This window comes from Alteromonas sp. BL110 (genome assembly GCF_003443615.1).
Lineage (GTDB): Bacteria > Pseudomonadota > Gammaproteobacteria > Enterobacterales > Alteromonadaceae > Alteromonas.
Genome location: NZ_CP031967.1, coordinates 3,652,264 through 3,678,915, shown reverse-complemented (window position 1 = coordinate 3,678,915; position 26,652 = coordinate 3,652,264). Strand labels below are relative to the sequence as shown.

Annotated in this window: 21 protein-coding genes; 10 read left to right on the top strand and 11 right to left on the bottom strand. The window is 44.3% G+C overall.

Going from position 1 to position 26,652, the window contains the following annotated elements; all coding sequences use genetic code 11:
- The first annotated feature begins 333 nt into the window (after positions 1 to 333).
- Entirely contained in the window at positions 334 to 3,177 is a 2,844-nt protein-coding gene (locus D1814_RS15880; protein WP_118494176.1) for a TonB-dependent receptor domain-containing protein, read from the top strand.
- 154 nt (positions 3,178 to 3,331) lie between these two features.
- On the opposite strand, the gene D1814_RS15875 is transcribed toward D1814_RS15880, so the two are convergent.
- From D1814_RS15875 to D1814_RS15865, 3 genes are read right to left on the bottom strand one after another with little or no spacing between them, the layout of a single operon-like run.
- Positions 3,332 to 4,018, bottom strand: coding sequence for an SCO family protein (locus D1814_RS15875; protein WP_118494173.1), 687 nt, complete (start codon positions 4,016 to 4,018; stop codon positions 3,332 to 3,334).
- A complete protein-coding gene (locus D1814_RS15870) occupies positions 3,969 to 4,574 on the bottom strand; it encodes a toxin-antitoxin system YwqK family antitoxin (RefSeq protein WP_118494169.1) in 606 nt (201 codons plus the stop codon). Before D1814_RS15870 ends, D1814_RS15875 begins: the two co-directional genes overlap by 50 nt.
- A 12-nt stretch (positions 4,575 to 4,586) precedes the next feature.
- Positions 4,587 to 5,471: a YHYH protein gene (locus tag D1814_RS15865; protein ID WP_232368905.1), complete on the bottom strand. Its 885-nt coding sequence runs from the start codon at positions 5,469 to 5,471 to the stop codon at positions 4,587 to 4,589.
- A 304-nt stretch (positions 5,472 to 5,775) separates the two neighbouring features.
- Between D1814_RS15865 and D1814_RS15860 the strand changes: the two genes are divergently transcribed.
- Together D1814_RS15860 and D1814_RS15855 are read left to right on the top strand one after the other, a co-directional pair.
- The gene (locus D1814_RS15860; protein WP_232368904.1) at positions 5,776 to 6,966 is read left to right on the top strand and encodes a DUF3500 domain-containing protein; all 1,191 of its coding nucleotides are present in this window, start codon (positions 5,776 to 5,778) and stop codon (positions 6,964 to 6,966) included.
- The gene (locus tag D1814_RS15855) at positions 6,963 to 7,562 is read left to right on the top strand and encodes a hypothetical protein (RefSeq protein WP_118494166.1); all 600 of its coding nucleotides are present in this window, start codon (positions 6,963 to 6,965) and stop codon (positions 7,560 to 7,562) included. Before D1814_RS15860 ends, D1814_RS15855 begins: the two co-directional genes overlap by 4 nt.
- A gap of 17 nt (positions 7,563 to 7,579) precedes the next feature.
- Here D1814_RS15855 and D1814_RS15850 read toward each other — a convergent pair whose 3' ends face one another.
- Positions 7,580 to 8,029 (bottom strand): GyrI-like domain-containing protein, encoded by a 450-nt coding sequence (locus D1814_RS15850; protein ID WP_118494163.1) that lies wholly within the window; start codon positions 8,027 to 8,029, stop codon positions 7,580 to 7,582.
- Between the two features lie 186 nt (positions 8,030 to 8,215).
- Between D1814_RS15850 and D1814_RS15845 the strand changes: the two genes are divergently transcribed.
- The 5 genes from D1814_RS15845 (at position 8,216) to D1814_RS15825 (ending at position 12,571) form a co-directional block, all read left to right on the top strand.
- Positions 8,216 to 9,112, top strand: a complete 897-nt coding sequence (locus tag D1814_RS15845; RefSeq protein ID WP_118494160.1) for a class I SAM-dependent methyltransferase — start codon at positions 8,216 to 8,218, stop codon at positions 9,110 to 9,112.
- An 8-nt stretch (positions 9,113 to 9,120) separates the two neighbouring features.
- Positions 9,121 to 10,470, top strand: a complete 1,350-nt coding sequence (locus D1814_RS15840) for an MBL fold metallo-hydrolase (protein WP_118494157.1) — start codon at positions 9,121 to 9,123, stop codon at positions 10,468 to 10,470.
- A gap of 152 nt (positions 10,471 to 10,622) precedes the next feature.
- A complete protein-coding gene (locus D1814_RS15835) occupies positions 10,623 to 11,507 on the top strand; it encodes an EamA family transporter (protein WP_118494154.1) in 885 nt (294 codons plus the stop codon).
- Positions 11,508 to 11,692: 185 nt separating this feature from the next.
- Positions 11,693 to 11,914: a DUF2945 domain-containing protein gene (locus D1814_RS15830; RefSeq protein ID WP_232368903.1), complete on the top strand. Its 222-nt coding sequence runs from the start codon at positions 11,693 to 11,695 to the stop codon at positions 11,912 to 11,914.
- Between the two features lie 24 nt (positions 11,915 to 11,938).
- Positions 11,939 to 12,571, top strand: coding sequence for a DNA-3-methyladenine glycosylase (locus D1814_RS15825; protein WP_118494148.1), 633 nt, complete (start codon positions 11,939 to 11,941; stop codon positions 12,569 to 12,571).
- A gap of 45 nt (positions 12,572 to 12,616) precedes the next feature.
- On the opposite strand, the gene D1814_RS15820 is transcribed toward D1814_RS15825, so the two are convergent.
- The 4 genes from D1814_RS15820 to D1814_RS15805 form a co-directional block, all read right to left on the bottom strand.
- Positions 12,617 to 12,952, bottom strand: a complete 336-nt coding sequence (locus D1814_RS15820; protein WP_118494145.1) for a hypothetical protein — start codon at positions 12,950 to 12,952, stop codon at positions 12,617 to 12,619.
- 29 nt (positions 12,953 to 12,981) lie between these two features.
- Positions 12,982 to 13,362, bottom strand: coding sequence for a VOC family protein (locus tag D1814_RS15815; RefSeq protein WP_118494142.1), 381 nt, complete (start codon positions 13,360 to 13,362; stop codon positions 12,982 to 12,984).
- A gap of 37 nt (positions 13,363 to 13,399) precedes the next feature.
- Positions 13,400 to 13,738 (bottom strand): nuclear transport factor 2 family protein, encoded by a 339-nt coding sequence (locus D1814_RS15810; RefSeq protein ID WP_118494139.1) that lies wholly within the window; start codon positions 13,736 to 13,738, stop codon positions 13,400 to 13,402.
- An 83-nt stretch (positions 13,739 to 13,821) separates the two neighbouring features.
- Positions 13,822 to 14,424 (bottom strand): LysE family translocator, encoded by a 603-nt coding sequence (locus D1814_RS15805; RefSeq protein WP_118494134.1) that lies wholly within the window; start codon positions 14,422 to 14,424, stop codon positions 13,822 to 13,824.
- Positions 14,425 to 14,680: 256 nt separating this feature from the next.
- Here D1814_RS15805 and D1814_RS15800 point away from each other — a divergent pair, with 256 nt between their 5' ends.
- Together D1814_RS15800 and D1814_RS15795 are read left to right on the top strand one after the other, a co-directional pair.
- Positions 14,681 to 16,108, top strand: a complete 1,428-nt coding sequence (locus D1814_RS15800; RefSeq protein WP_118494131.1) for an aminotransferase-like domain-containing protein — start codon at positions 14,681 to 14,683, stop codon at positions 16,106 to 16,108.
- Positions 16,109 to 16,265: 157 nt separating this feature from the next.
- Entirely contained in the window at positions 16,266 to 16,673 is a 408-nt protein-coding gene (locus tag D1814_RS15795) for a hypothetical protein (RefSeq protein WP_118495411.1), read from the top strand.
- A 68-nt stretch (positions 16,674 to 16,741) separates the two neighbouring features.
- Here D1814_RS15795 and recD read toward each other — a convergent pair whose 3' ends face one another.
- Genes recD through recC form a run of 3 tightly spaced genes read right to left on the bottom strand, consistent with a single transcriptional unit; the run spans position 16,742 to position 26,458 of the window.
- Positions 16,742 to 18,940, bottom strand: a complete 2,199-nt coding sequence (gene recD, locus D1814_RS15790) for an exodeoxyribonuclease V subunit alpha (RefSeq protein WP_118494128.1) — start codon at positions 18,938 to 18,940, stop codon at positions 16,742 to 16,744.
- A gap of 31 nt (positions 18,941 to 18,971) precedes the next feature.
- The gene (gene recB / locus D1814_RS15785; protein ID WP_118494125.1) at positions 18,972 to 22,829 is read right to left on the bottom strand and encodes an exodeoxyribonuclease V subunit beta; all 3,858 of its coding nucleotides are present in this window, start codon (positions 22,827 to 22,829) and stop codon (positions 18,972 to 18,974) included.
- Positions 22,826 to 26,458, bottom strand: coding sequence for an exodeoxyribonuclease V subunit gamma (gene recC, locus D1814_RS15780; RefSeq protein ID WP_118494122.1), 3,633 nt, complete (start codon positions 26,456 to 26,458; stop codon positions 22,826 to 22,828). The genes recB and recC overlap by 4 nt, the downstream gene beginning before the upstream one ends.
- Positions 26,459 to 26,652: the final 194 nt, after the last annotated feature.

Below are 26,652 nucleotides of genomic sequence, written 5' to 3'. Positions count from 1 at the left end.
AATGGGTGATCAAAGTTAGCACAAATAAAGGGCTATACCATGGAAAACAGACAATGCGCTCAACAAACAACCTAAACCCGTCTAATATTAATACTTTCTACAATATATAATTAAAATCTACTATTTATTCCTAGTTTAATAAATTGTTACAAAGCCAAAGTACCCGCTTTTATTCATCGCAAAAAATTGATTTACCTTATTTCGAATAATTAAAATGCGCGCCCTCTTAAACATAAGTATAAATTCAAAACAAATTGGCTAAATAAGGCTTGCCTAAATTTTGGGCCTTATTCAACAACAAGCATTAAAAATCTAATTCATTAGGAACACACCATGAAAAATATAGCAACTGCAGTAAGGTTAGCTCTAGCGGGAAGTGTCGCTCTGACATCTGGCAACGTAATAGCGCAGGACTCAACTACTGAAAGCGCGGATGTTGAAAAAATTCAAGTTACGGGTTCACGTATTTCTCGTCAGGGCGCAATTGCGCCTTCTCCAGTTACCGCTATTTCTGGCGAGTCGCTACTTAACTCTGGCGCGATGAACATTGGTGAAGTGCTTAACGAGCTGCCTTCATTAGCGAATACGTTCTCGCTAGGTAACTCAAGTCAATTCATCGGTACTGCGGGTTTAAACATTCTAGACCTTCGCGGTATGGGCACCGACCGCACGCTTGTTTTGGTTGACGGCAAGCGCCATGTATCTTCATCAGCGGGAACCGCTGCGGTTGATACTAATACCATCCCTACTTCATGGATTGAGCGCGTAGAAATCGTAACAGGCGGTGCATCTGCCGTATACGGTGCTGACGCTGTGACCGGTGTGGTTAACTTCATTCTTAAAAAGAATATTGAAGGGTTTGATATTAGCGCAACGCAAGGCTTTGCGCAGGAAAATGGCTATAAAAACGATAAGTACCAAGCGTCTTATGGTTTTAACTTTGACAACGACCGCGGCAACATCGCTTTTGCAGCTGAATACAGCTCTCAAGAGTCGCTAGATGCCTTGGACAACCCTTGGACTGCTACACCCTATCGCAACATGAGCTTTGAAAGCATCATGGGTTACGAGCGCAGTGAAGATCAGCTAGATTCAACGGCATACCCGGATGATATTTACACCGCTAACGCAGGTTACTACGTAATAAACAATGCGGGTGTATTCGGCGATGGCACAAAAACCTTCAATGCAGACGGTTCAATTAAAGACATTTACATTGGCGACCAAGTAGATGGCGTTTTCTGCGCAAACTGTGACTCTTTCAACCTTCGCCAGTTCACACAGCTACAGCCAGAATTTGACCGTACTAACCTAAACGTTAAAGGTAACTACGAGCTTAATGACGACACTACAGTTTATGCGCAAGCTAAGTACGCACGCACACGTGCTATTTCTATGGCGCAACCAGCGTTCTTTTTCTACAGCGACGAAACAACTATAACGCGCAACAATGCATTCCTAGATGACAGTGTTGCTCAGTACATGGACGAAAACGATCTTGATAGTATCGTGCTAAACCGCATGATGACCGATTTAGGTGTTCGTACGGAAGCTGACGAGCGTGAAACCTATCGTTACGTGTTAGGTGTAGAAGGCTATATCAATGATGAATGGAACTACGAAGCGTTTGTAAACTACGGTAAAACAGAGCTTGAGCGTGAAAACCGCAATAACCTGATTTTGCAAAACTTCTACAACGCAATAGATGCTGTCACAGACGACAATACCGGCGAGATCGTTTGTGCATCAGGTAGTGAAGATGGCTGTGTGCCACTTAACATCATGGGTTATGGTCAAGCCACACAAGAAGCTATCGACTATGTGAATACCACATCTATAGGTACTAGCAAAATTGAGCAGTATAATGCTGGTGCAACTATCGCTAACTCGGGTATCTACGAGCTGCCAGCGGGCTATATAGGTTTCGCCGCAGGTGTTGAATACCGCAAAGAGAAAAGTGAAATTGATGAGCCTGAAAACGCTGCAGGAACCTTCTTCAATGCGCTAGGAGAAGACAAGGGTGAATACGACGTTTCTGAGGTATTTACCGAAGTAACTATCCCGCTTCTTGAAGGCCTGCCAGGTGTAGACATGCTTACGTTCGACACAGCCGCGCGTATTGCTAACTATTCATCTATTGGTAACGCGAAAAGCTGGAAGCTTGGTTTAGATTGGCAAGTTTTCGAAGACTTGCGTGTTAGAGCAACTAAGTCATCTGCCCTTCGCGCACCGAATATTAGCGAACTTTACGGTGAAGCCAGCCAGACTTTCTTCAACGTTGACGACCCATGCCGTACAAATAACCTGGAAAACCTAGCTAATGCCGACCAGCGTATCGCTAACTGCGCAGCACTTGGCGTTCCGGCAGACTTCAACTCTGACTACGACGCGGCTACTTTGGAAGGCGTAAACGGTGGTAACATCGACCTTCAAGCAGAACAGTCTATCTCTAAAACTTTAGGTTTAGTCTACACACCAGCTTGGTTTGAAGGCTTTACTGCGACAGTCGATTACTGGGAAATTGAACTTACTGACGCGATAACCAACATTGATGGTCAAACTATACTAGACCGTTGTGTAGACTCAGAAACAGGGATCGATAACCCATACTGTGGCCTTATCGACCGTGACTCTGAAACAGGCGAAATTACTGAAATTCGCAGCTATGCGCTGAACATTGCTGGTCAAGAAGCAAAAGGTGTAGATTTCGAGTTAGGTTACGATTTTGATGCACTAGAAGGTGCTTTCCGTACAAGCCTAATTGCGACTTACCTAAAAGATCGTAAAGAATTCCCATTCCAGGACAACCCAGAGCTATTTTATCAAAACGCCGGCACTGCGGGTGAGTCTGATTGGCAAGGTGTATTCACGGTTAACTACAGCCGTGGCGATTGGGAAGCAAGCTGGAAAACGCGCTACATTGAGCGCGCAAGCATTTACGACAACCAAGAGCTAGCGCTAAACCCTAACCCAAGTAACCGTATGGAACTGCCTTCATACGCAGTAACTGATGTAACTGCGGGTTACAACTTTAAAAATGGTGTAAGTCTAACTGTGGGCATTGATAACCTGTTTAACCGCGCACTACCTACAGGTACAACAGGTACTGGCTCAACGGATGCTGCATATGACAACATCGGGCGCTTTGGCTATGTAACCGTAGCGTACAAAATGTAATTTACGATTAAGTACGTAAACTCTAAAACCGGCGTTTTTCGCCGGTTTTTTATTTGAGCTTTGCTTTACATGAGTAAGCAGCAGAATTAGGAATATTATAAAACTCATCATACCTCTATCTTCAGTGCCGACATGATAATTTCTGACTAATCCTTTACGACTTCTCTTTCTGCAGTGTCTTGATGTCTTTTATCAGGTACTGAACGGAGGCGGCATTCAAACCATTGTATATTCCTCGAATGTGTTTGTTTTTATCGATAAGTAACAGGCTTTCTGTATGCAAAAAGTCTTTGTTCTTTTGTACGTTTCCTAGGTCTTCACTGGCGAAGTAAGCTTGTTTTGCAATAGTATAAATTTCGTCTTTGTCGCCGGTTAGCAAATACCACTGCTCGTTATTTATTTTGTTTTTATTGGCATAGGCTTGCAGCACTTCGATAGTATCTGTTGAAGGTCTTATCGAATGCTGAACTATTCTTACGTTATCATTTCCTTTAAACGTTTCTTGTACTCGTATAAGTTTCGAACGCACTGTGGGGCAAATACCTGGGCACGTGCTGAAGAAAAAACCCGCGACGTAAATTTTGTTGTCGAGATCCTTGTCACTAATTGTGTTACCGCTTTGGTCGGTAAAGCTAAAGGCTGGAATACTGTGAAAAGAGGTTAAGTCTACTTCACCCTCTGATAACCAATAAGGCGAAAATGAGGCATCTTGGTAGTATGGCAACTCTTCAACATTGGCGCTGTTGTTCTTTTCGGTCAATACGTCGGGCTTTTCAGCTTGGGAAAAACCGCTACAGACCAGCAGATTGCAGGCGATAGTAATCAATAGAAATTTCTTCATCTTCTAATCCAACACAGTTATTTGCTTTTCTTAAGCCGAATATTCGACCATTTTTGTATTCAAAATTACTAAAGAGCTTGCCGTTTTGACGCCACGCTTGCTGTAGCCCGTTTGGCTGCCCTCTCTTGAAGTTAAAACGCTTGAACTTTTCGCCACTGCGATACCATTCCATAGCAACACCTTCAACCTTTCCGTTTTCAAAATATCGCTTGGAACGTAAAATGCCGTTGGCCCACCAGCTTATTGCTTCCCCTTCCCGCTTTGCATCGTTAAATGTAGCGCGAAACGCAAGTACACCATTGCTAAACCATTTCTTGGTTTCACCGTGGCGTCGACCGTTTTTAAACTGCTCACGAGCTCCAATAGCACCGTCGGGGTATCGTGTGACAACTTCTCCAGTAAAAGGCTTTCCTTGGAATGTACGAAGACCTTCTCGACTTATCGTAATGTCGCTATTGGATACAGGCTGCAATTCGTTCCCATGAAAAAAGGCCTTTAAAGACACGACCGCGCTTAATACAACCCCCCCTATGATTAAAGCGATTAAATACTTCATAAAAAGCGCTGCTTAATTCACTCCGTTTGGCGTACCCTGAAAATCGCCTGGAAAAATAAGGTAATAATCGCCGTTTAGGTATTGCTCTGCTGAGACATGGTAATGATACTCGCCGTCCTCATTTGCCGGGTCGGTAAATTGAGTGATACCCTCATGGCCATTTGATGCATCGAGATCGGTGGGATAGTCGGCGCTTGAATAACAACGTCTACCATAAATAAAGAAGCCGTCGGACATAATACCTACCAAGCTGTCGTCGTCATAAGTAATGGCTTTAGGTTCAAGGTGATAATGATAGGTTTGTGGGCCTGTATGTGCCCCGTTTCTATCAAAACCTTGAATTACACCTAGCGAAACATCACCGTTACCTTCAGAGTCATTAAAAATAGGCGCACCACTGGTCGCAATACCTATTGCACCTAATGGGGTAGCAGAAGAGGAATCCGCTAACTCAGGGTTTACGGGTACCGTAAGTTGAAACAAATTTATATAGTCCTCAATATCACCAGGTGAGCGCTGTTGGTCAAATAAATCTGCGTCTTCAGGCTCTACATAAAGGCCGCTTTCATTCCCTGAGTCCCAGTAGGAAGAAGTGTGGTTAGGCTTACCATTTGCTTCAACTGTTACAGTACAACCGTCTGAGGAAAGTACAGCAGTCACATTTGGTGACGCGTTAAATTCTAGGAAAATGGCGGGTAAAGTTGTTGCCGGATTATCGCACGCGTCAGCAGTACTATCGGTACCTGTATTACCCGTATTGCCTGAATCTGCCCCGCTGTCTGTAGATGAATCGGCATCGACAAACAAACTATCGTCGTCGGTGCCCCCGCAAGCGGCGAGCGCCCCAACCAATGCCATCGTGATTAATGGACGCGCCAGGAAAATAGGCTTTTGCATAACTGACTACCTCAGCAACTGTAAATTTTATTAGTTTGTCACTCTAAGATACTGAAAGTTTGTGCAGAGAATGTGCAGAAAGCGCACAAATAATGATGAAAATAGCGACGCTAAAACTCAATGACACTCCTTATCATGATTTATAGCCAAGAACTTCAAACTGCAGGGTTAAACACAACGTTAGAGTCACGAAGTGGTCGGCGTTGATCCATATTGTTGTCGATGGAATAGTAAGTAGGCTAAATATCTTCAATAAACGATTTAAATATTTAAGCCGCAATATCGAAGCAGGGAAAATTTGCACATGAATACTACTAATCGATGTAAACTCACTAGCGCTATACTTGCTATCGTCATTGCTTTGTCGCCTAATGCATTTTCTCAGGACCATCCAAAAGGCCCACACCCTGACGGTCCACCGCCTCCTCGTCCTGACACACCTGAGACCTTGGCCATAAAAGCTCGAATGGGCGATACAAGTACGCTTATGGGCGATATTAGTGTTCCCACTTCAACAAAAGAGTGTGAGAATAATGACCATATTACATCGCTGATATGTCTTACCTCGCTACTAAAATCAACATTATCTGAAGACGCGTTATCCCACGTACAAACTGAATATTCCGTGGAACAAGCGAAAAGCTGGAGTAATCTACCAGCCGGAGCTTTTCCCGAGCGCCCCGGGATATTTCTTGGTGAACTCTCCATCGAACAAAGGGGTATTGTTAAAGCGATTTTGAAAGAGGCCGCTAGCGAAACCATGGATGAAGGTTTTGATGAGATGGTGCAAACCCTTAATGCCGATGACTACATCGGCACTATTAGCACTGACTATAAGGCGGCGTATTCATCCTACAACGGTAAGCTCGCTTTTTTAGGTGAGCCGACTAAAGATGGGCTGTGGGAGTTATATTATGGTGGTCACCATTTCGCCTTTTCAAATACTTATGATAACGGAAAGCTTATAAGCGCAACGCCGTCTTTCCGAGGAATTGAACCCTTTCCCTCATTTGAAATGAACGGACGTGAAAATAAACCGCTTTTACAAGAACGCGATGCGTTTGCAAAATTGCTGACTTCACTCACTAACGATCAGCAAGAAAAAGCTACGTTAAAAGGGACTTACAGAGATATTATCGCTGGCCCGCAGGCTGATGACGCTATTCCTGATATTCAAGAGGGGTTAGCGGTATCCGCTTTATCTCAGGCACAAGTCACCTTATTAAAAGAAGCCATTTATACCTATGTCGGAGATATCCATGAAACCGAGGCTAAAGAGTACATGGAGAAATACTCGAATGACTTTGATAGTATGGTTATTGGCTTTTCTGGTACGACGGCGCTGAATTCTGAGGATGATTATGTGCGCGTTCACGGCCCTGCCCTATGGATAGAATTCTCAATGCAGTCTAATAAGTCTACAAATAAACCAGGTAACCACCCTCACTCAGTTTGGCGTGACAGACAAACCGATTATGGTGGGCAAGACCAGTGACAATTCAATATTTCTTGAAAGCCTATCACTTATTTCTGCGCGCTTTCTTATGCTGTTTTACCGCCCTAGCATGTTCCGTCAGCGCCCATTCTTTACCTGGCAGTGAGTTGGTATTTAAGAATATAGGTCCGAAAGCGTCGTTATCTCTAAGCTTCCCTCTAGAAGAGCTTATAATCGCAGCGCCGGAACTAGACTTCATCGAGCATGCTTCGAGTCTCGCCGATTTAACAAATCGCGAGAAGTCACAATTAAACCAGTATTTCAGACACCATATTCAGCTTAAACCCAGCAATGCCAAGTCGCAATATGCATTCCTATCGCCCTCATTGCACTCCCTTGTACTTACTGAAGCATTTAATGAGCATGTTGGAAACTATAAACGGGTAGAAGCACAATTTTCATTAGGTATAGAAACACTTCAACACGACTTTTTCCCGCTAGCACTGCGTTATGATGCGATTATGCATGAGATAAGAAGCCACAGAGTAGCGGTATTTTTTGAGAGTGCGAAGAACCGTAAAACAAAGCTCACCGACTTTATTTACCGTGAAGTAAATGGCGAACCGACCGTCCATGTCCTCTCTCCGGCTAGTTGAACGAAAGCACTTAGTCGCTAATTTATCGCTATGTATACATCAATGTGATTGCCGTTTACATAGTGCTCAAAATCCACCGTGAATGTCCTTTCATACTCTGCGTTTTCTTCGGTAAAGTATTTCCAAACATCGGTCCATGCATCAATAGCGATTTGCGGCATTTCCCCTTGTTTAGTAAAAACGAGATACTTTCCTTGTGGAATCGTGATGTTTTCGACTTCTGCATTTTCTGGCACTTTCTTACCATCATAGCCTGCAAGCACTGTAAAGTTGCCAGCATGATCACTCTCATAGTTAAAGTACACCCCATACACGCGCTCGCCGCCCAAATAATCTACAGGTATGGTGTTGTCGAAGCGTTGCCATAGCCCAGGAATCTTTCCGTTTTGAGAAAACTCGACTTCGTTGTTCGTTTCCACCGAAAAACCGCCAATGTCTATCGGTTTGGCAAGGCGCCGTATTTCCATTATTGCTTCCTACTCAATATGCATGCTGTTTTTACTTAAGCGAAAAAGTAAATGTTAAATCACACCCGCTCAGAGGGTTAAATATACATTAACCTAAGTTTAGCTTTTAGTGGTACGTTTCTTGATAATATTTTTTGATAAAATGACAAATGATTTACAACATAAAGAACAAATTTAGGACATGCCATGGCACATTCAGGAAACGTCGTTATTTCAGGCGATGGTTATGATGTTATCGATTGCAAAACGTGCAGATTCAAGCATGTAACGCCACTTCCAGACAAACAAGAAAATGAAAACCTTTATCGAGATAGTCACTATGACGACGGTGAACGCGATAGGCTAAACTATTATGAGCGAGATCGAGATTGGTGGCTTATGAGCTATCGAGATGTTCTCGGTGAAATCGCACAATTTGTTTCGCCTAGTGATAACAATACATTAGTAGATATTGGATGCGGTGCAGGGCTTTTTTTGGAAGCTGCTCAAGGTGAAGGGTGGAATTCTGTTGGTGTAGAAATAAGCACTATCGCGGCAAAACATTGCCGTGAAAAAGGTCTGTCTATCGTCAATAGTAGTTTTGATGCGGACCTAGATGACCTTCCTAAAAATATTGAGGTTGTTCACATGCGGAATATTCTTGAACATGTGCCTGACCCCTTTTCGCTTATCAAAGTAGCGTACGACAAACTTGCTAGTGGTGGAATACTCGTTGTGGGTGTACCCAACGACTTCAATCCACTTCAAGAAGGCCTAAGAAAAACGCAAGACTACAAGCCATGGTGGGTTTCAGTTCCACATCACTTGAATTACTTTGACTTCGACTCACTTGAAGAACTTGTAGAAAAATGCGGTTTCAAGCCAGTGAGTCGTTTTTCAAGTTTTCCTCTGGACCTATTCCTAACAATGGGCGATAACTATATCGAAACACCCAGCGTCGGCCGCGAATGCCATCTTAAAAGGGTTAATTTTGAATGGTTCATGGAAAATGCAGGGTTGAGCAACTTACGCCAAGATATATATCGGGCTTTTTCTAACCTAAATTTGGGTAGAGAAGCCATTGTTATTGCTCGAAAGCCTTAGGACTGTCGATGAAGATTGAATACGTAACCAATGCTAGCTTTTTGTTTACTTTCAGTGATGGGACTACCGTTCTTACTGACCCATGGTATGAAGACGGTATTTATCATGGACTTCTATTTAATTATCCTCCTATTCATAGCAAGCAGCGAGAACGCTACCTTAATTTAAAGCCCGATTATTTATATATCAGCCACATACATGGTGACCACTTTAATCCTTTTACGCTCTCCCACTTTGATAAAGGTATTCCGATACTTATCGGCAAGTTTCCCACTCCCGCACTTAGTCTAGCTTTACAGCAATTAGGGTTTACCAATATAAAAGAATGTTCCTTTGATGAACCTTGGAAGTTGGGTGAAAACAGTGTCACGATCATAAAGGAATTCTCTGGGTCGTCCGATGACATTGTTAATGAAACTAACATACCTGTAGATTCTTCTATATATCTAGAGGACAAAAACGGCTACAGCGTGTTTTTCGCCGTTGATAATCCAATGCAAATAAGACACGCTGAGCAGATTAAAACGACGTTCGGCAAGCTTGATGCTGCTATTCTTGCGTATAGTGGTGCTAGTATTTACCCCTTCGTTTTTTCTCACTATTCTGATGATGAGAAAAAAGCTCGCGTAGAGCAGTTAAAGTCATCTCGATTGAAGAAATTCTGTCAGCTAGCTGAAATCATCGATGCCGATTTTAGCATTCCAGCAGCAGGCTCTTTTGTGATAGGTGGCACAGGTTATAAATATGCGCAGTATCAACACCAAGCATGCCCCTCTGAAATAAAGTCAGCTTGGCATCAGCACAAACTTGAAGAATCTAAACTGGCTATGTTATCAACTGGAGACGTGCTCGACTTATCTTCGCGTTCAACATCGCTCTCACCACTTGCTCTTGATAGAGACTTTACTCAGCAAGATAGGATAGATTACGCAAAATCGCTTAAAAATTTCCCTTGCGAGCTTCACAGTATAGCTTGGCCTGAGGGGCTAATGATGCCCATTAACAGCTTGTTATTTAAAGCTAGAGCAAACGTTTGGCGTGCTCAAGAGAAATTATCTACGTACCCAGACACTGATGTGTTTTTGCATATTGAGCCAGTAGAGATGCTACCAGCTGGGTTAAAGAGCCCAATCTACGCCAAGATAAGCATGGACAGTGAGCGAGTTAAGATAGACACAATTTTTGAACCTACAAAAGACAAACCCTATATTGTGTTCTCGATGACGACCCAAGTGCTTATCGCTCTGCTTTTAGGCGGAACGTTCTGGAACGTGGCTGAATACCACATGACTATTGAACGGGTTCCCGACCAGTTCGACCCAACGTTACGAAGTCTAATGGCCTATTTCAAATTGTAACAACTTGAAATATTGATACGAGTACATAATCAACTAGTGTCAGTAGGCACTAGTTGTTGAACGTTTATTTTCAATACTTACTCTTATCAACGCGCATTTCGCTTTCAGAACAAATATAATTCTGTTTTACGTCATTGAAGCAGCAATACATTGTGAATCAACGTTTTTTACTTGCCATACTCGCAGTGCTTTTGGCCATGATAACTATTCAATCGGGTGCATCATTTGCCAAACAACTCTTTCCTATCGTGGGGCCTGAAGGTACGAGCGCCCTTCGCGCATTCTTCGCAGCTCTTGTGTTGACCGTAATTTTCAGACCTTGGAAAGCAAGCTTGAGTGCAAGAGGATGGCGAAACGTTATTATTTATGGCACCTGTTTAGGGGCTATGAATATCATCTTCTACCTTGCCATTGAACGTATTCCATTAGGTATAGGCGTTGCACTTGAGTTTACAGGTCCACTAGCAGTGGCCTTTTTTAGTGCAAGAAAAAAACGTGATTTTGCGTGGGCAATCTTAGCCGTTGCTGGCGTGTGTTTATTGCTTCCGGATATTGGCGGCGCGTCAGCAGAAAGCCTAGATCCTATCGGCGTAATGTTAGCGCTAACCGCGGGAGCTTTTTGGGCCGGTTACATTGTATTCGGTAACAAAACAGGCAATGAAGGCTCTGGCGGCATTACGGTTACCTTAGGTATGTTGGTAGCTGCCATCTGTGTGGTCCCCATTGGTATAGTGAGTCAAGGGAGTGCTTTGTTATCATCAGAAGCGGTCCTCATAGGCTGCGCCGTAGGGATCTTCTCATCCGCTATTCCCTATACTTTAGAAATGAGTGCCATGCGCAATATGCCCAAACAAACTTTCAGCATAATGATGAGTGTAGAGCCTGCTGTTGCAGCTGTAGCAGCGTTTATCATTATTGATGAAACACTTACGCTGACTCAGTGGCTTGCAGTAGCTTTAGTGGTCATAGCTACCGCCGGAAGTTCTGCTACACAAAAACAAGTGCCCAAACAAAAGCAGCTTGAAACGCTTTCTTAGGGTTTCAAGCTTAGTTGCTTAGCTCTCTTTGCCTTAGCTCTTTTTACCTTAGTTGCCTGTACCTTAATTACCTGTACCTTACTGGGCGTTGCCTTTCTTCTTTTTGCTGTATTGCTTTATGAACTAAGCGACTCTTTTTCCCGTTTAACACTGTGTAAATAGTAAAACTATCGCTACAGGGAATAATGATGAAACACTACGCGGTAAATACACAAGTTGAATGGGAATGGGGTAATGGCAGTGCCACAGGCAATATAAGAGAGAAATTTACTAGCGACGTTGAACGCACTATTAAAGGTTCATCAGTAAAGCGTGAAGCGAGCGACAATGACCCTGCGTACCTTATTGAACAAGACGACGGCAGTAAGGTTTTAAAGTCTCATAGCGAAATTAAAAAGTCGTCGTAACTTACCTAAATCTACTTTAGCAAAATGCAGCTTTCTTCTTTCACTGACAGTGATGTAGTCAATATAGCAAGGTCACTCGTAGGCAATTTTCTATTTAGTAGGGTCGGTGGTGCACTTACCGGAGGAATGATCACGGAAACTGAAGCTTATTGCGGTCAACGCGACCTCGCCATGCAAAAGCACCTATTGCGCCGGCCCTCATCTGTAACAACGCTAGAAAAAAGGGGCGGCATAGCCTATATCTACACGGTTTACGGTTACCACAGCATGTTCAATATTGTCACCAACGTGGTGGGCAATACTGATTCTGTGCTTATCCGAGCAATAAGTCCTACCGTTGGCTTAGATATCATGCAGGAACGACGAGGGTCAAACGTTGCAGTGCGTAACTTATGTTCTGGCCCAGCGAAGCTTTCGCAAGCTTTAGCGTTAACACCAGCGCTAAATGGCGAACCCGTGGTAAACAACAATACTATCTGGATTGAGAGCAACGCCGAATTTAATGCCGCCGAAAGTATTGTCAGCGCACCTCGCATAGGCATAGATTACGCAAAAGAAGATAAAAATGAAGATAGAAAAGACGATAAAAGCGAAGTGCATCCCCCACGGGATGATACAAGCCTACCTTGGCGCTTCACACTGGAGCAAAGTGTATGAAAAGGCGTGGTGTTGTAATCTTTTTCGCACTATCTTAACTAAAACCTAGTTAGTTAGGGCGTATGTAAGCTTACAGTCTATATACTTCAGCAGTTTATTTACTACCCTTGGTACGGTGATATCCCCATTAGCATGTTTGGATTCTACAAAGATATCACAGTCATCGTACTGAATTTGCTGGCGTATAACATAGTCATTGAGTTCGTCGAACAGCGCTTCCTTTAAAGGCACCATGCCGACAAAAACATCAGCTTTTTGGTTATCACCATTCCCTTCACGCTTAATAAAGTAAGCGCCTTCAATTTCTCTTTTTAGCGTATAGGCCTGCATGGCATCTAACTTTGTTAAGCGAAAGTGCACGCTTATTTGGGGTTCTGTCACTGATTATCTCGGTATGTTTATTTAAACGGTTACTGCTTAATCTCTACTTTCCAAGGTGGGTTTACTCTGTTCTCTCCCGCCCAATAAAGCTTTATTTTATTGCCAGATGGGTCTTTTAAAATAGCTTCTTTCCAAAGATAACGTTGTTCAGTTGGCGGCTGTTCAAACCCAATGCCCTTTTTTACTAGCGATCTATATAGCTCGTCTAACGCTTCATGCTCAAAGTAGATCACGCTGTGATTTTGTACGTTTTCGCTTTCTAAAGAAAGCGAAAACGTAGAGGTGCCTTCAGGGCAAGTAAATCTTGCATAATGCGGTGTATCTACTATTTGTGTAAACCCAAGGGTAAGATAAAACTCAACCGCTTCAGCCATATTGATAACAGGTAGTGTAACTTGATTCAATTCCATGAGCACTTGCTCCTATAGGGTTTTACTGCAACTTAGCTTAATCTTCACGCCCTAGATAAGCATGAATAGAGGTGATTTTACCGTCTTCATCAAATGTTACGACATCGACAACAAATAATGTTTCTGCTTTATCAACCACAATTTTAAGCTCTCCAGACACCATATTATCGTTTGCCATGGTTGATAGCACGTGTATTTCTATTGAATCTGCATTCGCAAAGTTTTTACGTGTTTCGTCAATTGCTAAAGATTTACCTTGTACGGAAATTTTCCAATCACGTAATGCGATGTCATCTGAAAACATGTCGGAAATGCTGTCTAAGTTCTTTTTTTCATAAGCATTTAGGTATTGAATGAAGTTACCGACCAAATTCATTATTCGCGTTCCTTTCATCAAGTTTTTAAAAGACACTAGCTAGTCGCCTTTCTCTAAGAGCTTGCACCAAGTTAATACAAACGTTACACAATTAAAAACAACGTTGCAGCTGTGGCCGCGCCCATTGTAAGGTTAAACTTCCGTCTTCGAATTGGCGAACTCAACCATACACGAATTCTTGCACCTACTGCAGCCCATAGCGAAATACAAGGAAACCCAATAACTGCAAAGGCGGTAACAATTGCAATGCCAGATTCCGTATAATGCTCGCCAGGCAGGGAAAATGTGCCTACACTCGCTAACGCCATCATCCATGCTTTAGGGTTTATCAACTGAAATAATGCCCCTTCCCACCATTTGAGTGGCTCCTGACGTCTGGCTGATTTTATCTCAATTTCATCCACAGGCCCGGTGGCAATTTTAAATGCTAACCATAACAGATATGCAACGCCGAGCACCTTAAGTACACTGTACAATACGGGAAATATGCTAAATAACGCACCAATGCCAAGCAGTGTGCTAACCATTAAACCTGCAACACCAATCACAATACCCAACATGTGCGGCAGCGAACGTTTATAACCGTATTGTGCCCCTGAAGCCAAAAGCATCATATTATTTGGGCCAGGGGTTACCGTACTGATGAATGCAAATGTCGCCAGTGCGATGAGAAGAGATGTTTCCATGACAATCCTTATGTGTTGAGGTAAGTAATGCGTTTCTTTGAGAGAAACTGGGTTAACCAAACGATTATTTTTCGCTAACACATTACAGCCATATTTCTGTATGCATCAGACTCAAACACTTTTAAAAACAGCCATACAGTTTAGCCATATTCATCCCTGTATGGTTGTTATTTGACTAATCTGTATGGTTAAAAGCACCCGTTAACTAAGATATAGTTATCTGTATGCAGATGACTTCAGAAGAATAAAGGTTACGATGACGCTTTATGAAACATTAGCCAATGAACTTAAAGCCCAAATCGAACGTGGTGTTTTTGAGGTGGGAAACAAATTACCTTCTGTAAGGCAGCTGTCAACGGAACATAAAGTAAGTATTGCTACCGTGCAGGAAGCTTATCGTGTTTTAGAAGCGCAGCAACTGATAGAGGCAAAGCCTAAATCAGGTTATTTTGTTGCCCGTAGTGTATTAATAGACAACACGCCACGCATGACGAAGCCACCGCAGCGTCCTATGGATGTGTCTCAATGGGAAGATGTGCTAGACACTTTGCTGAATACCTTCAGTAAAGACCACAATGTTGATACCCTTTGTCAGTTCCAGCATGCCATGCCTGACATGACCGTCAAAACCCTTAAACCGCTGATAAAACGTCTGCATGAACTAACCAAACATAGAGCCTTAGACGGCATGATATACGGTGACGTAAAAGGTGATGAAACTCTGCGAAAACAGCTAAGCCGATTGGCCGCAGCATCTGGCTGTGTGTTACAAAGCGATGAATTTATTGTGACCTCTGGCTGCCAAGAAGCACTATCAGTGTGTCTTCGTGCAGTGGCAAGCGCTGGTGACGTGATAGCGGTAGAGTCTCCTGGGTTCTACGGTGCTATGCAGGCTATAAAGGGCGCAGAGTTGAAAGCGTTAGAAATTCCCACTGACTCTGAAACGGGGCTAAGTATAGAAGCATTAAAACTAGCGCTTGACCAATGGCCGATAAAGGCAATTTTAGTCGCTCCAACGGTGAATAACCCGCAGGGATTCGTTATGCCTGAGGCAAAAAAGCAAGCGCTATACGAGTTGGCGAGAGAATACGACGTTGCCATTATCGAAGACGATATTTACGGCGATATAGCTTATTCTTACCCTCGACCAAAAACGATAAAATCGTTCGATGAGGACGGTCGCGTTTTGCTATGTTCGTCGTTTTCAAAAACCCTCGCGCCTGGCTTTCGCGTAGGTTGGATAGCGCCCGGTAGCTATAGAAACAAAGTACTACATGCTAAGTATGTCAGTAGCTCTATGTGCCCTACCTTGCCCCAGTTAGCTATAGCAAGCTTTATTGAACAGGGTGGCTACGACAAACACATTAGGTCCATGCGCCATTACTACGTGAGCGCGCGAGATGCTCTGCGCGCAGACATTAAACGCTTTTTCCCTTCAGACACGTGTATTAGCTACCCTCAAGGTGGCTATGTGCTGTGGGTAGAGCTCAACAGCCGTTACGACAGTGTTAAGCTTGCCGATGAGGCCAAACAACATGGTATTTATGTCGCGCCCGGACAGCTGTTTTCAGCGACGGGGAAATATCGGCATTGTTTGCGTTTTAATTTTATTGATAGTACTCAAGCTGAACGGACCGAAGCTATTAGGCGCCTTGGCGAATTGCTTAACGCGCAAATAGCTTAGTTCACTATCCAAAATATTTGGTGCTGACTTTTTCATACGACCACCGTTTTAAAAATAGCTTGTAGCCCAGTATTTGCCTCTGATTGATCCACATCAACGCAGGACAAACGTAACTCCACCACAATAAAGTCATCAGAATTACCCCGTGAAACTTTGTATGCTAACGCTAGTGAATGATACAGATGCAAATGATGATATTGTGCCGGAGTCACATGGGCTATATCGGCTGCATATAAAGCCGAATACGCAGATGGCTATAGAAAACAAACCCGTTTTCGGCGCGAACATTACGTTACACAGTAGCCTATTAAAGCACGATCATTTTGTTGCGACACCAAATAATATATTGGGCTGGCTAGATCATTTCGGCTTATCGCACTTCTCCATAAAAGCCGAAACTAATCGCCTAGAAAATGATGACAATTCTGTGCTTTTGCCTTCACAGTTTTTAAACGCTGAAGGCGGTATTTTGCGCGTAAGCGCACCCACCCGCATTTATTTGATAAGCAAAACGCCAATTGCTATTAACAAAAACGGCCTTTGTCTGTTTACGCCTGTGAAATAACAACGCAGAAATGTACCATTCCTAACTAAGATGGCCCCCCAAATTTTGGGACCAGAGTACATTTTCTTCTACTCGATTTCTGTGGTCGCGTTTGATGTGCTCTCTATGTGCAGGCTTATTGCTTCTGACAACCCTGAATAGCGCTTATCTACACGCTGAACCATATGGCTAAATGTCGTGTTGTCTGAAATAATCAAACAACCGCCTTTCGCACGGGTTAAGCCGGTATACACTAGACCCCGATGGAATAGGTTGGCGGCTTTATCGCTATCAGGTTTGGGCAGCATGAGCACAACGTGATTAAACTCAGAGCCTTGAGATTTGTGAATGGTCATGGCATATACAGTTTCAAACTGTGGCACTCTTGATAACGATATACTGCGTAACGCTTGTTTTTGCATTTGGTGTTGTACACCAGTAGCATTCTCGCCCGTACCTGACGAGGCTTGTTGGTCTGGACTTTTGGCATCTTGGTAAAACCATGCATACAGCTTACCCGTGCTATCAGGCCAAATTACGCCTACTTCACCGTTCGATAGCCGCTGTGGATGATGATTCTTTACAATCATTATGGGCTGACCTTGATAGAAGTGCCCTTCTCGCCTCTTAATTTTATGCTTAATGGCATCGAACACCAAGCTATTTAGGCCCTCAACTCCCATTGCACCCTTGCGCACCGGCGTGAGCCACCTAACATAGTTTAGGCGATTAAGCGCTTCTCCAGCATTATCGGCATCAAAAATGGGGAAGAAGCTTTCTTTAGCTAACTCATGTAAATCACGACTGCTAACTTCATCTTCTGGCCACAAACACACGCCATCTTTTAAGCGTGGCTTATTATTTGAATCTAAGTTTGAGGCTATGTGTGAAGCTAAGTTAGCGGTTTTACTATTCTCATTGCCCTTTTCGGCGATGGCAGCGAGCGCACCACCAGCGTTACCTTGCTGTATGGCCGTTGCCACTTTTGCAACTTGTCCTTTAAAACGCTGCGGCGCCTGCAGTGTTGCCACGTAACTTTTTGCTCGTTCATTAACAGGTAACATAGGAAGATGAGGACACAGTGTAGCAATATGTTGGCGCATTAACGATGGTACGCCTCCCAATGAAAGCGGGTCGTTAGGACTGTGTAGGCTATTTTCACTACTCGGCGATGCATTCTCTTCTGCGACGAAGCTTGTTGTATCACTAACGAGCTGCTCTAGCACATTGCCAAGCTCAACGGCTGGAAGCTGGTCGGCATCACCAATAAAATAGAGTCGTGCATGGTCCGGCAATGCACGAACAATGCGCGTCATTAACGCTAAATCGACCATACTCGCTTCATCGACGATGAGTACATCTGCTGCCAATGGGTTGTGTTGATTGTACTTGGTCGATACACCGTGTTCTCGTAACCCTAATAACCTATGCAGCGTTACAGCGGCTGTAGGTACGTTATCAAGCGCAGTATCGTCAACCTTACCGCGAAGCGCTTCAATACTATTGACTATAGACTCGGTCATACGCTGTTGAGCCTTACCAGTCGGGGCGGCTAATACAATATTCAAGTCTTTGTCACACGCCTGTAACGCCAGTAATAGCCGTAATACGGTATAGGTTTTACCCGTGCCAGGCCCGCCGTTTATGACACAAAACCGCTGCATCAAACTTTTAGCAACAGCAATTTGCTGCCAATCTTGTTGATCTGTAGTTTCGGTAGGGAATATAGCGGGCCACAGTTGCTTTACTTTTTCAGTTGCTTCTTCTGTAAGGGGTGTAATCGCCGCCCGGTCCACTATGTTTCGCGCCACTTCTTGTTCAAACCCATAATAGCGTCGGCTATACAGCCTACCGTTTTTATAAACAAATAGCTGAGCAACTTGTTCGTTTTCCAGCGCGCTTTTTACAATTTTTAGTAAAGGCGTAAGCTGAGGTAGCTCTACACCCGTTTGGGGGACTTTTTCGGGCTCTGTTTGTTCTATAAACGCTTGCGAGTTGTGATTCGATGATGCGCTTTCGCTTTCTTGCACGTCGGCCGTCGAACCAATCGCTTGTTCGGTGTCTATTTCTTTGAAAAGGGTTGTCCCCGCTATATCTTTAAGATAGATACAGCTATGCCCGTTACGCTGCATGTACGACAAATACGCCAGTAACCCAGCCCAGATAAACCTCTCTTCTTGCGCAATTTCATCAATAAAGCCAAATTCTTTTGCGACAAATTTGTCGATAGCTTCGATGCCAAACAAGTTATCAAAAAACGACGATACAGAATGTTGATTGTTGTTCATTATTTTCCCAACTATATTGTCCTCGATGCCACTACTCGTCATCGAAACTAAACTGCTGCTGACCTGAAGGCTGTTGAGTAGTGCCTGCATTTTTCGAATTGTCGCTTTGCTGAATATTGCCACCTCTTTCAAATATCGAATCTATTTGCATGAGAAAAGACGAAGGAATATCGGTATAGAATACCCCTTCACCCCGTTCGTTTTCGGGGTGCATGCCGCGTAAATATAGATAATACACACCACCGAAATGAACATCAGGGTCGTAATCAGGCAGGGTGTTTTTTAAATAGCGGTGTAGCGCTAAGCAGTAAATTAAGTATTGGAGGTCGTAAAGGTGATGCTGATTGTTATGAAACAGCGCAGCGGGTAAGTAGCAATCTAACGTATCTCCAAGCCAGGTCGATTTGTAATCCGCAACAAAAAACTGACCATCATATTCAAAAATCAAGTCAATAAAACCGTGCATCATTCCCTGCAGTTTCGCCGTGATTAGCTGAGGCGCAGCATCAACCTTACCACCAATGGAATCAGCTACAGATTGGCGGTGGCGGGAAAGAACATCACGAAGTTGAGCCCATTGGGTATCGTTCATGGGAAAGTAGAACTCCGCTTCGCGCAGGGTTTGCGCTAACGGTAAATCACTCATGCTTAATTGCATTTTAGGATACAGGGGCGTCTGCAAAGCTTCTTCTAGCCAGTCGTAAAGTAGCGGTGTACGCTTTTCATCTAGGCCAAAGCGTTTTACGAGCTCTTTGCCAGTTTCTTCCCATTCGGGCGCACTAAAATCATTGTTTTCAAGAATATCGTGCAGTAAATTACCTGCGCTTGCACCTTTCTCTAACGTGAAGCGTAAGTCACTTTTACTGGTTGTCGTCGCAGCGCTAAACGAAGGATCTGTACCACTTACACCAAACAGCGCTTCTCCCCCCACAGGTGAATCTGCGGCGTAAACCTCTTCGTCACGAATAGTTTGAATTACGGGCACACTCGGAAGGGTTTGACCTAATGGCTCCACTACGGGTGTGTTTGCGCCCGTACTCACCGTAGTTAGGCGGCTCATAGCAGAAAATGAATACAGCCGCCATTCTTCGCTCGCCGTGCCGCTAAATTGCAACACGCTAAGCTTTGGCAGCTCGTCTTCTTGCTCAAAGACTGAATACACTTCGTCGAACTCGTCGCCGTCGATATGGCTTGTATGAGAGGCGTCTTCTTGGGCAACCCGGCTTAATACACTAGTCCAATCATTGCTGCCGCTGTCACCACTGACACCTAAAGCTCGTGCCAGTGCGCTTTTTTCATTATTAGCCAGAGGCACAACCCCCATGTAGCAGCGGTGCGCTGCCCGAGTTACCGCCACATACGCCAAACGCATATCTTCCGCTTCGCTTTCACGCTGAACCCGAGCTATGGCTTGTGGCGTCTGCCCTAGCTGCATCTGTAAGTCATGCTTCTCTTCGTCGTAATAAGTAAAGATTTGCGATGTCGCCTTTCCATTTTTTGACGCGTCTTTATAGCCCGTGGCATAGGGCACAAAAACGATTGGATACTCAAGGCCTTTTGAGCCATGCTGAGTAATAAGGCGAATAAGCTGACTATCACTCTCAAGGCGCAGCGTTAGTTCTTCATCACTTTCCGGTTTGTGGATTTGCTTATTCAACCAATCTAGTAGTTGCTCAGGGCGCTGGTGTGTTGTGCTAGCCTTTTCCAACACTTCCGCTAAATGCTGATAGTTAGTTAATGCCCGTTCTACACTGTCGGCATGGGGTTGATAACTGTCTTGCATTAGATGTAGCAGTACGCTCATACAACCTTTTTGCAGCCACATATCACGCAGCGCCAGTACTTTATCGATAGCGGCATCCCACTGAGCGTCGTCTTCGTGATATAGCAGTTCGATAAGAGTATTTGCGCTATAGCCCCAAAGCGGTGAAGCCAAACTTGAGGCAACTTTACTTGTGTCGTTCGCATGCCAAATACCATTAAGCAGTCTAAGCACGTCTTTCGCCTCAGCGCTGGCAAATAAGTTACTTCGATCACTTAAATAAACACAGGCCAGCCCTTTTTGCTGTAATACATTTTTGATGGCGCCCGCTTCAGTTCTGTCTTTGACCAGAATTGCGATATCTTGGGGCTTAACTGGCGTTGTGTGACCGTCCGCCGCTTTAAAATGCGCTTCATTCAACAAGCGATAAATCTCTTGCGCAATCCACTGCGCCATTTTACGGCGCATAATGTTAGTGTTTTCTTTCTCCTCTAAACACATGCTCACGTAATTCATTGCGCTGCGTTTCATTACACCAATTTGCTCAGCGGGGTCTACCAAGGGTGTCTTAGCCGCAGCTGCTTTAGGAGTAAATTCAACAGGGTTGTAATTGATGCCGAAGCCAAATACATCAGTGGGCTTGCCCGATGCCACTGGCGCACCATAAAATAATCGGTTGTAGGCCCTTACCATACCTTCTACAGAGCGCCAGTTGGTGTTCATCACCCAGCGGTAATCCGCCTGCCTACCCGCTTTCAAATAGGTAAAAATGTCACCTCCTCGAAAGCGATAAATAGCCTGCTTCGGATCACCTATCATTAGAAGCGCACTTTCATTAGCTTCAGCTAAATTAGGATAAACCGCATCTAAGATAGCGTATTGCTTAGCATCAGTGTCCTGAAACTCATCGATTAGTGCGACTGGGAACTTCTTGCGAAGTTCTGGCACAAGGGTATTGTTTGGTTTTATAACCTCATCGGCTAACATGCGAATAAGGTCATCGAAATCGATAACACCAAGCTGCTTTTTCTGCTTTTCAACCCGCTTTTTAATAAAGGTAATAGCTTCGATAACCAGCTTGAAAACAGGTACTTTACCAAGTGCTTTGTCTTTCTCGCCAAAGGCTTTTTTAAGGGCACCAGCAAATTCCTTAATTGGCGTTAAGATCTCTTTTACGCCTGAGGAATTTCGAGCATATCGATTCCCCTTAACAAAAGCTTCTGCTTCAGGGGGTGCCAGATAATACTGCTGCTCATTAATGCAAGAGCCTAACCAAGCCTTTAGCGCTGCTAATTCTTGTGGCCTTTCTTTTTTATGCGCAGGTGTTTTAATAAGTTGCTCTATGATTAACCCTTCGTTTTCTTCCACACTTTGCAGTAACGATTTCACATAGGCTAAAGACGTGTTTGGCGCGTCATCCAACTGTTTATCAAAAGCCGCTTCAATATCTTCCTCGGTTAGCATCAAAGGGGTCAGAGTACTTTTTATGCTTACGCTAAATTCACGCAGCAGACTTTCAGGTGTATGCCAGCCAGACTCTGCCAATAGCCTGAAATCGTCCTCGCTTTTACTTATTTTTCGAATGAAATCTTCGGCAGCTTGAAGGTATAAATCGCTAGTATCGTTACCCAAGTTGAGCGACATAGCAAAGCCACTGTTAAACGCCAGTTGAGTAATAACATGCTGACAAAAACCGTGGATAGTGAACACCGATGCCTCATCGAGTTCCAGCTGCGCAGCTTTCAAGAGGGCCAAACTCTCATCAAGATCGCAGCTATTAAATAAGCTCTGATAAACCGGGTCGCAGCTAGCGTCTATTTCGTTCCCATTGTCTTTGGCTTGCTGCCAAATAAGCAATGCCTCTCTTAACGTCGCCGCAATCCGCCCCTTAATTTCTTCGGTCGCGGCTTTGGTGAAGGTCATCACCAATATTTCTTTAACGTTAAGCTTTTTTTCTAACAGCAAGCGCAGGTACAACCGCGTAATGTTAAAGGTTTTACCTGTACCTGCGCTCGCTTCAATAAGGTGTCGCCCCTTTAGCGGCATAGCCACAACGTCAAGCAATTGTGCTTCAGTATGGGTTTGCTTGTTCTCGTAATTTTCAGAGGATACTGAATTCTGGCTCATAACTTCTCCTCCTGAGATGCATTATTGACCATGGCTAAAAGTACAAAGGCACTTAAGTGCGGGACATCGTTCCAGTTCACACCTTGCGGGAATAGCCAGTTGAGGTAAGGGTTGCTAGCCATATCTGCACTATACTGCCCATTACTTTGCTGCCAATCGGTTAGCGCACGCTGTAATTCAATCGTCTCAAAAAGTGCAAAGGCTTGGCCAACTACCTGCTTCGCTTTTCCGTTTCTGTCACTTGTTATCTCGCTTGCAGTGTCGCTGTCTTTATCAGAAAACGGGCACACCTCGTCAATTACCTGTCGAATTTTTTCAAAAACCGCTTTGTCAGTTTCACTTGTACCATCTGTACTATGCAGTAGCGCATGCAGGATGTCGTTAAACATATCCGGTTTTATGCTTTCAACTACGGGCTTAGTCTCTGAGTTTCTTGTGCCGGGCATAAAAGAGCCAAATAAGCTTAAATGCACTGGCGTTGGCGCCGTATAAACAGCCATATAAAGCTGTTCTATAAACAAGAGTAACCGCACGGCAGTTTCTTGATCATAAGAAGGGAAGCGCTGCTTTTTCAATACAGTTTCGCCCTTTTCCCATGAACACGAATAAATATCCAATGGATAATTGCTGTATTTCGTTGCTTCATCACTGCATGAAAATACCAATTGAGAGATGAAAAAGCTCAGCGCGCGGTGAGAATCTATTTTACCGGCACATAGCTCAACTAATGCGTCACTGCCTACTAGAGCAGCCGTGGTAAAGGTGATGTATTTACCCTGAAATTGCGCCTTTACAGGTTCAGCATCGTGGGGCCCCATAGCGTGACTCAATGCCAAGGCCCCCTCTTTCCACATTTCAACTTCATCTCTGGCAACGGGGTTATTGGGAATATCGCCCCTAAGTGACGCAAAAGTGATCACCTGTTCACCGTATGAAAGCATGGTTGAGTCATCTTCTACTGACGACTTGCGTTCTGGCGACGAGAAGATAGCATCAAGCACCTGATAGCGCAGCAGCGCATTGGTTTCAAATGGCTCGCTGTTTTCGAGCAGTGTAAACGACTGTGATAAATTCACACCTAGCCTTTGTATAGAAAAGTACTCTAGTGGATCTTTAAAGGCTCTTGCAATTTGGCTGTTTGATAGTCGAAGTACTTGGGTTGACAGCATATTGGATGAATGTTCTGGCACCGCTAAATGGTCAGGTTCATAGCCTTCTGCACCTGTCTTGTCGGAGCGTGATTTTGTATGCTGTAGCGCACCGGCCAGCCTAAGCCAACCGGTTTCGTAGCTGGGCAATCGCCCTGCGAAACCCTCTTCACTAAAAGGGTGAAGCGGCGCATTAACACGGTATCTAGACAAGGCCAGTGCGTAGCTATTTTCTAGCATGTCCATAAACTCTGCTAAAACCAGACTAGGCTGGCGTTCACTATTATTGGTGACATCGTTCCCTTGGTAGCTTAAGTACAGGCTTTCACGCGTTGAAATAATGGCTTCAAGGAATAAATATCTGTCTTCTAAACGCCTTGAACGATCACCGACCCTACGGTTTGCGCCTGCCATCAAGTCAAGGCCTAACGGGCTTGATTTTCTTGGGAACTCACTGTCGTTAAGGCCAAGAATACACACTTTTTTAAACGGTATACTGCGCATTGGCAACATTGAACATACCGTGACTTGACCGGTCATGAAGTGGTTACCTGCGTCTGGCGATGAAAACCGATTAAGCAAAAGGTCACGTACTTGGCGCAAGGACAATTCGTGCTGATACCCCGCTTCTTCACATCGTGCAGCGAGCTCGGCTGCAACATTAGCAATAAGGTCCCAACTCTGTTGCTGGTCTTTTGTAGGCATAAAGCACGCGTCGCGTAGGGCTATTAATGCTTTGGACCATTGTTCAGGCGTTCTTAGAGCGGTTAGCTCTTGTGCAAATTCCCCCAGCATTGCCACGATATCGATAAGTTTGCCCAAGGCCAGCGCACTTTGCCCTTCAACGTCTGGAATCGTCAGTAAGTCACTAACAACTACTTCGGCGTCTTGCGCCAACATGCCCATTAGCAATCTGCGAATGCCCCACCACCAGCTGTACGTTTCATCTAGGTTAACGCCCTCTGATACGGCGGTTTTATGTGCACTATTGAGCCCCCAATGGATATGGGCTTGTTTTAACCACACCACCATTTGCTCTATGTCGTCTTGGGACACTGAAAACCGTTTCTGCACAGAATCCAGCTGTAAATAATCCATAATATCCGATACGCCAAAGCGGCTATCGGGCAGCTGTAGAAGCGCCATAAACGCTGCGATAAGCGGCTCTGCGTCCATAGGACTTCTATCAGCAATGGTACATGGCAGTCTAACCTGCCCAGTACCAGCTAAGGTTTTGGTACCTACTCGGTGAAACACTGCATCCACAAATGGTGCATAGTTTTCAATAGCCGGACACATCACAAGAATATCTGACGGGGTACGCGCTTTATCTTGAGATAACCAATGCAGCAAGTGGTCGTGCAGCACTTGTACCTCGCGAAGCGCGGAATGGGTGCACATGATGCTGACGCTATCGTCACATTGTTTTAGTTCGCCAGTGAATGGCGTCGGTTGAGCGGCTTGTAAAATATCCTTGTGGATGTAATCCAGCAGACCGCGAGTAGGCTCTGTCTCACCGTTTTCAACCACTTCATCAAAATCGGGCGAATCAAAAGCACTTATTTCAAACGTATCCAGTTCGGTAAGTAAGTTAAATAGTTCTCTGCCCTGCTTGCCCAAGTTGCCAAGTAAAGGGTTGGACTGGTCTTCTTCCATCCACTTTTTAAGCCCTTCTAGACGCAATAATTTTGCTTGTTCGCTACTACTTTTCGCTTCCCCCCAATAATTTACGCTGGGGTTCAGGTGGAATATATGAATATCGATATGCTGTGCAAGGGCATCAAAGAATGCTATCAGTTGCGGAGCCATGGTATTAATGGCAAAAACAATAACGCGCTTGGGCAAATGACTGAATGGGTCATTTGGTATGTCACCCACTTCTAATGCCCCTAACGCCTCTAAAGTCATTTGATGCAAACGGGCTGGATGCAGCGGCTGCTCTTTTACTAAATTACGCCAAATTTCGCTTTGCCATATTTCCATATCATCTAATACAGCGCGTTCATTAGCTTCCCATTTGAACAACCAATCGGGGCGGTATAAGAGGTACTGTTCGTATACGTCAGCCAACGCAGTAGCAAGTTGAAGACGCTGAAGACCCTGCTCTTGCTCACTACCGGCGTTTTTCCAATACCTATTTACTTGTTCAAAAGCTTCACTGTTCATTAATGAGTCATCTTGAAGAATATTGTCAATACGCCAAGTCAGCACTTCACGACGATAAGGAGACTGCTTAGGCACTTTATCCTGCCCTAGTACAGCGCGTGCTGTATTCCACATAAAGCGTACTGGAAGCGGGTAGTCAATATTCATCGCCACGCCATGTTCAGTGGCTAATTGCATACTAACCCAGTGTTGCATACCTGGGCTTTCAACCAAGATGGTTTCAGGCGTGAATACACCTAAAGGTTGCTGACGTAGAAGCGTGGTAAGAAGAAAACTCAAGTGTTCTAATTTATTAGAGGGATATAACGCAAGCAATCGAAAAATCCTTTGTAAAACGTGCTATTAGGTTCTGTATAAAGACTATACACGCATCGTCGAACTTATAGATTAAGTGTATCGCATTAGGCAAAGTAGTTAAGTTATTTCTTGAAAAATTAGATAAGCGAATGCTTTGTAATGGAAAGGAAAAGCAAAGGTTAGGTTTTTGCAGGCGGCGCCGCTCTCCAATT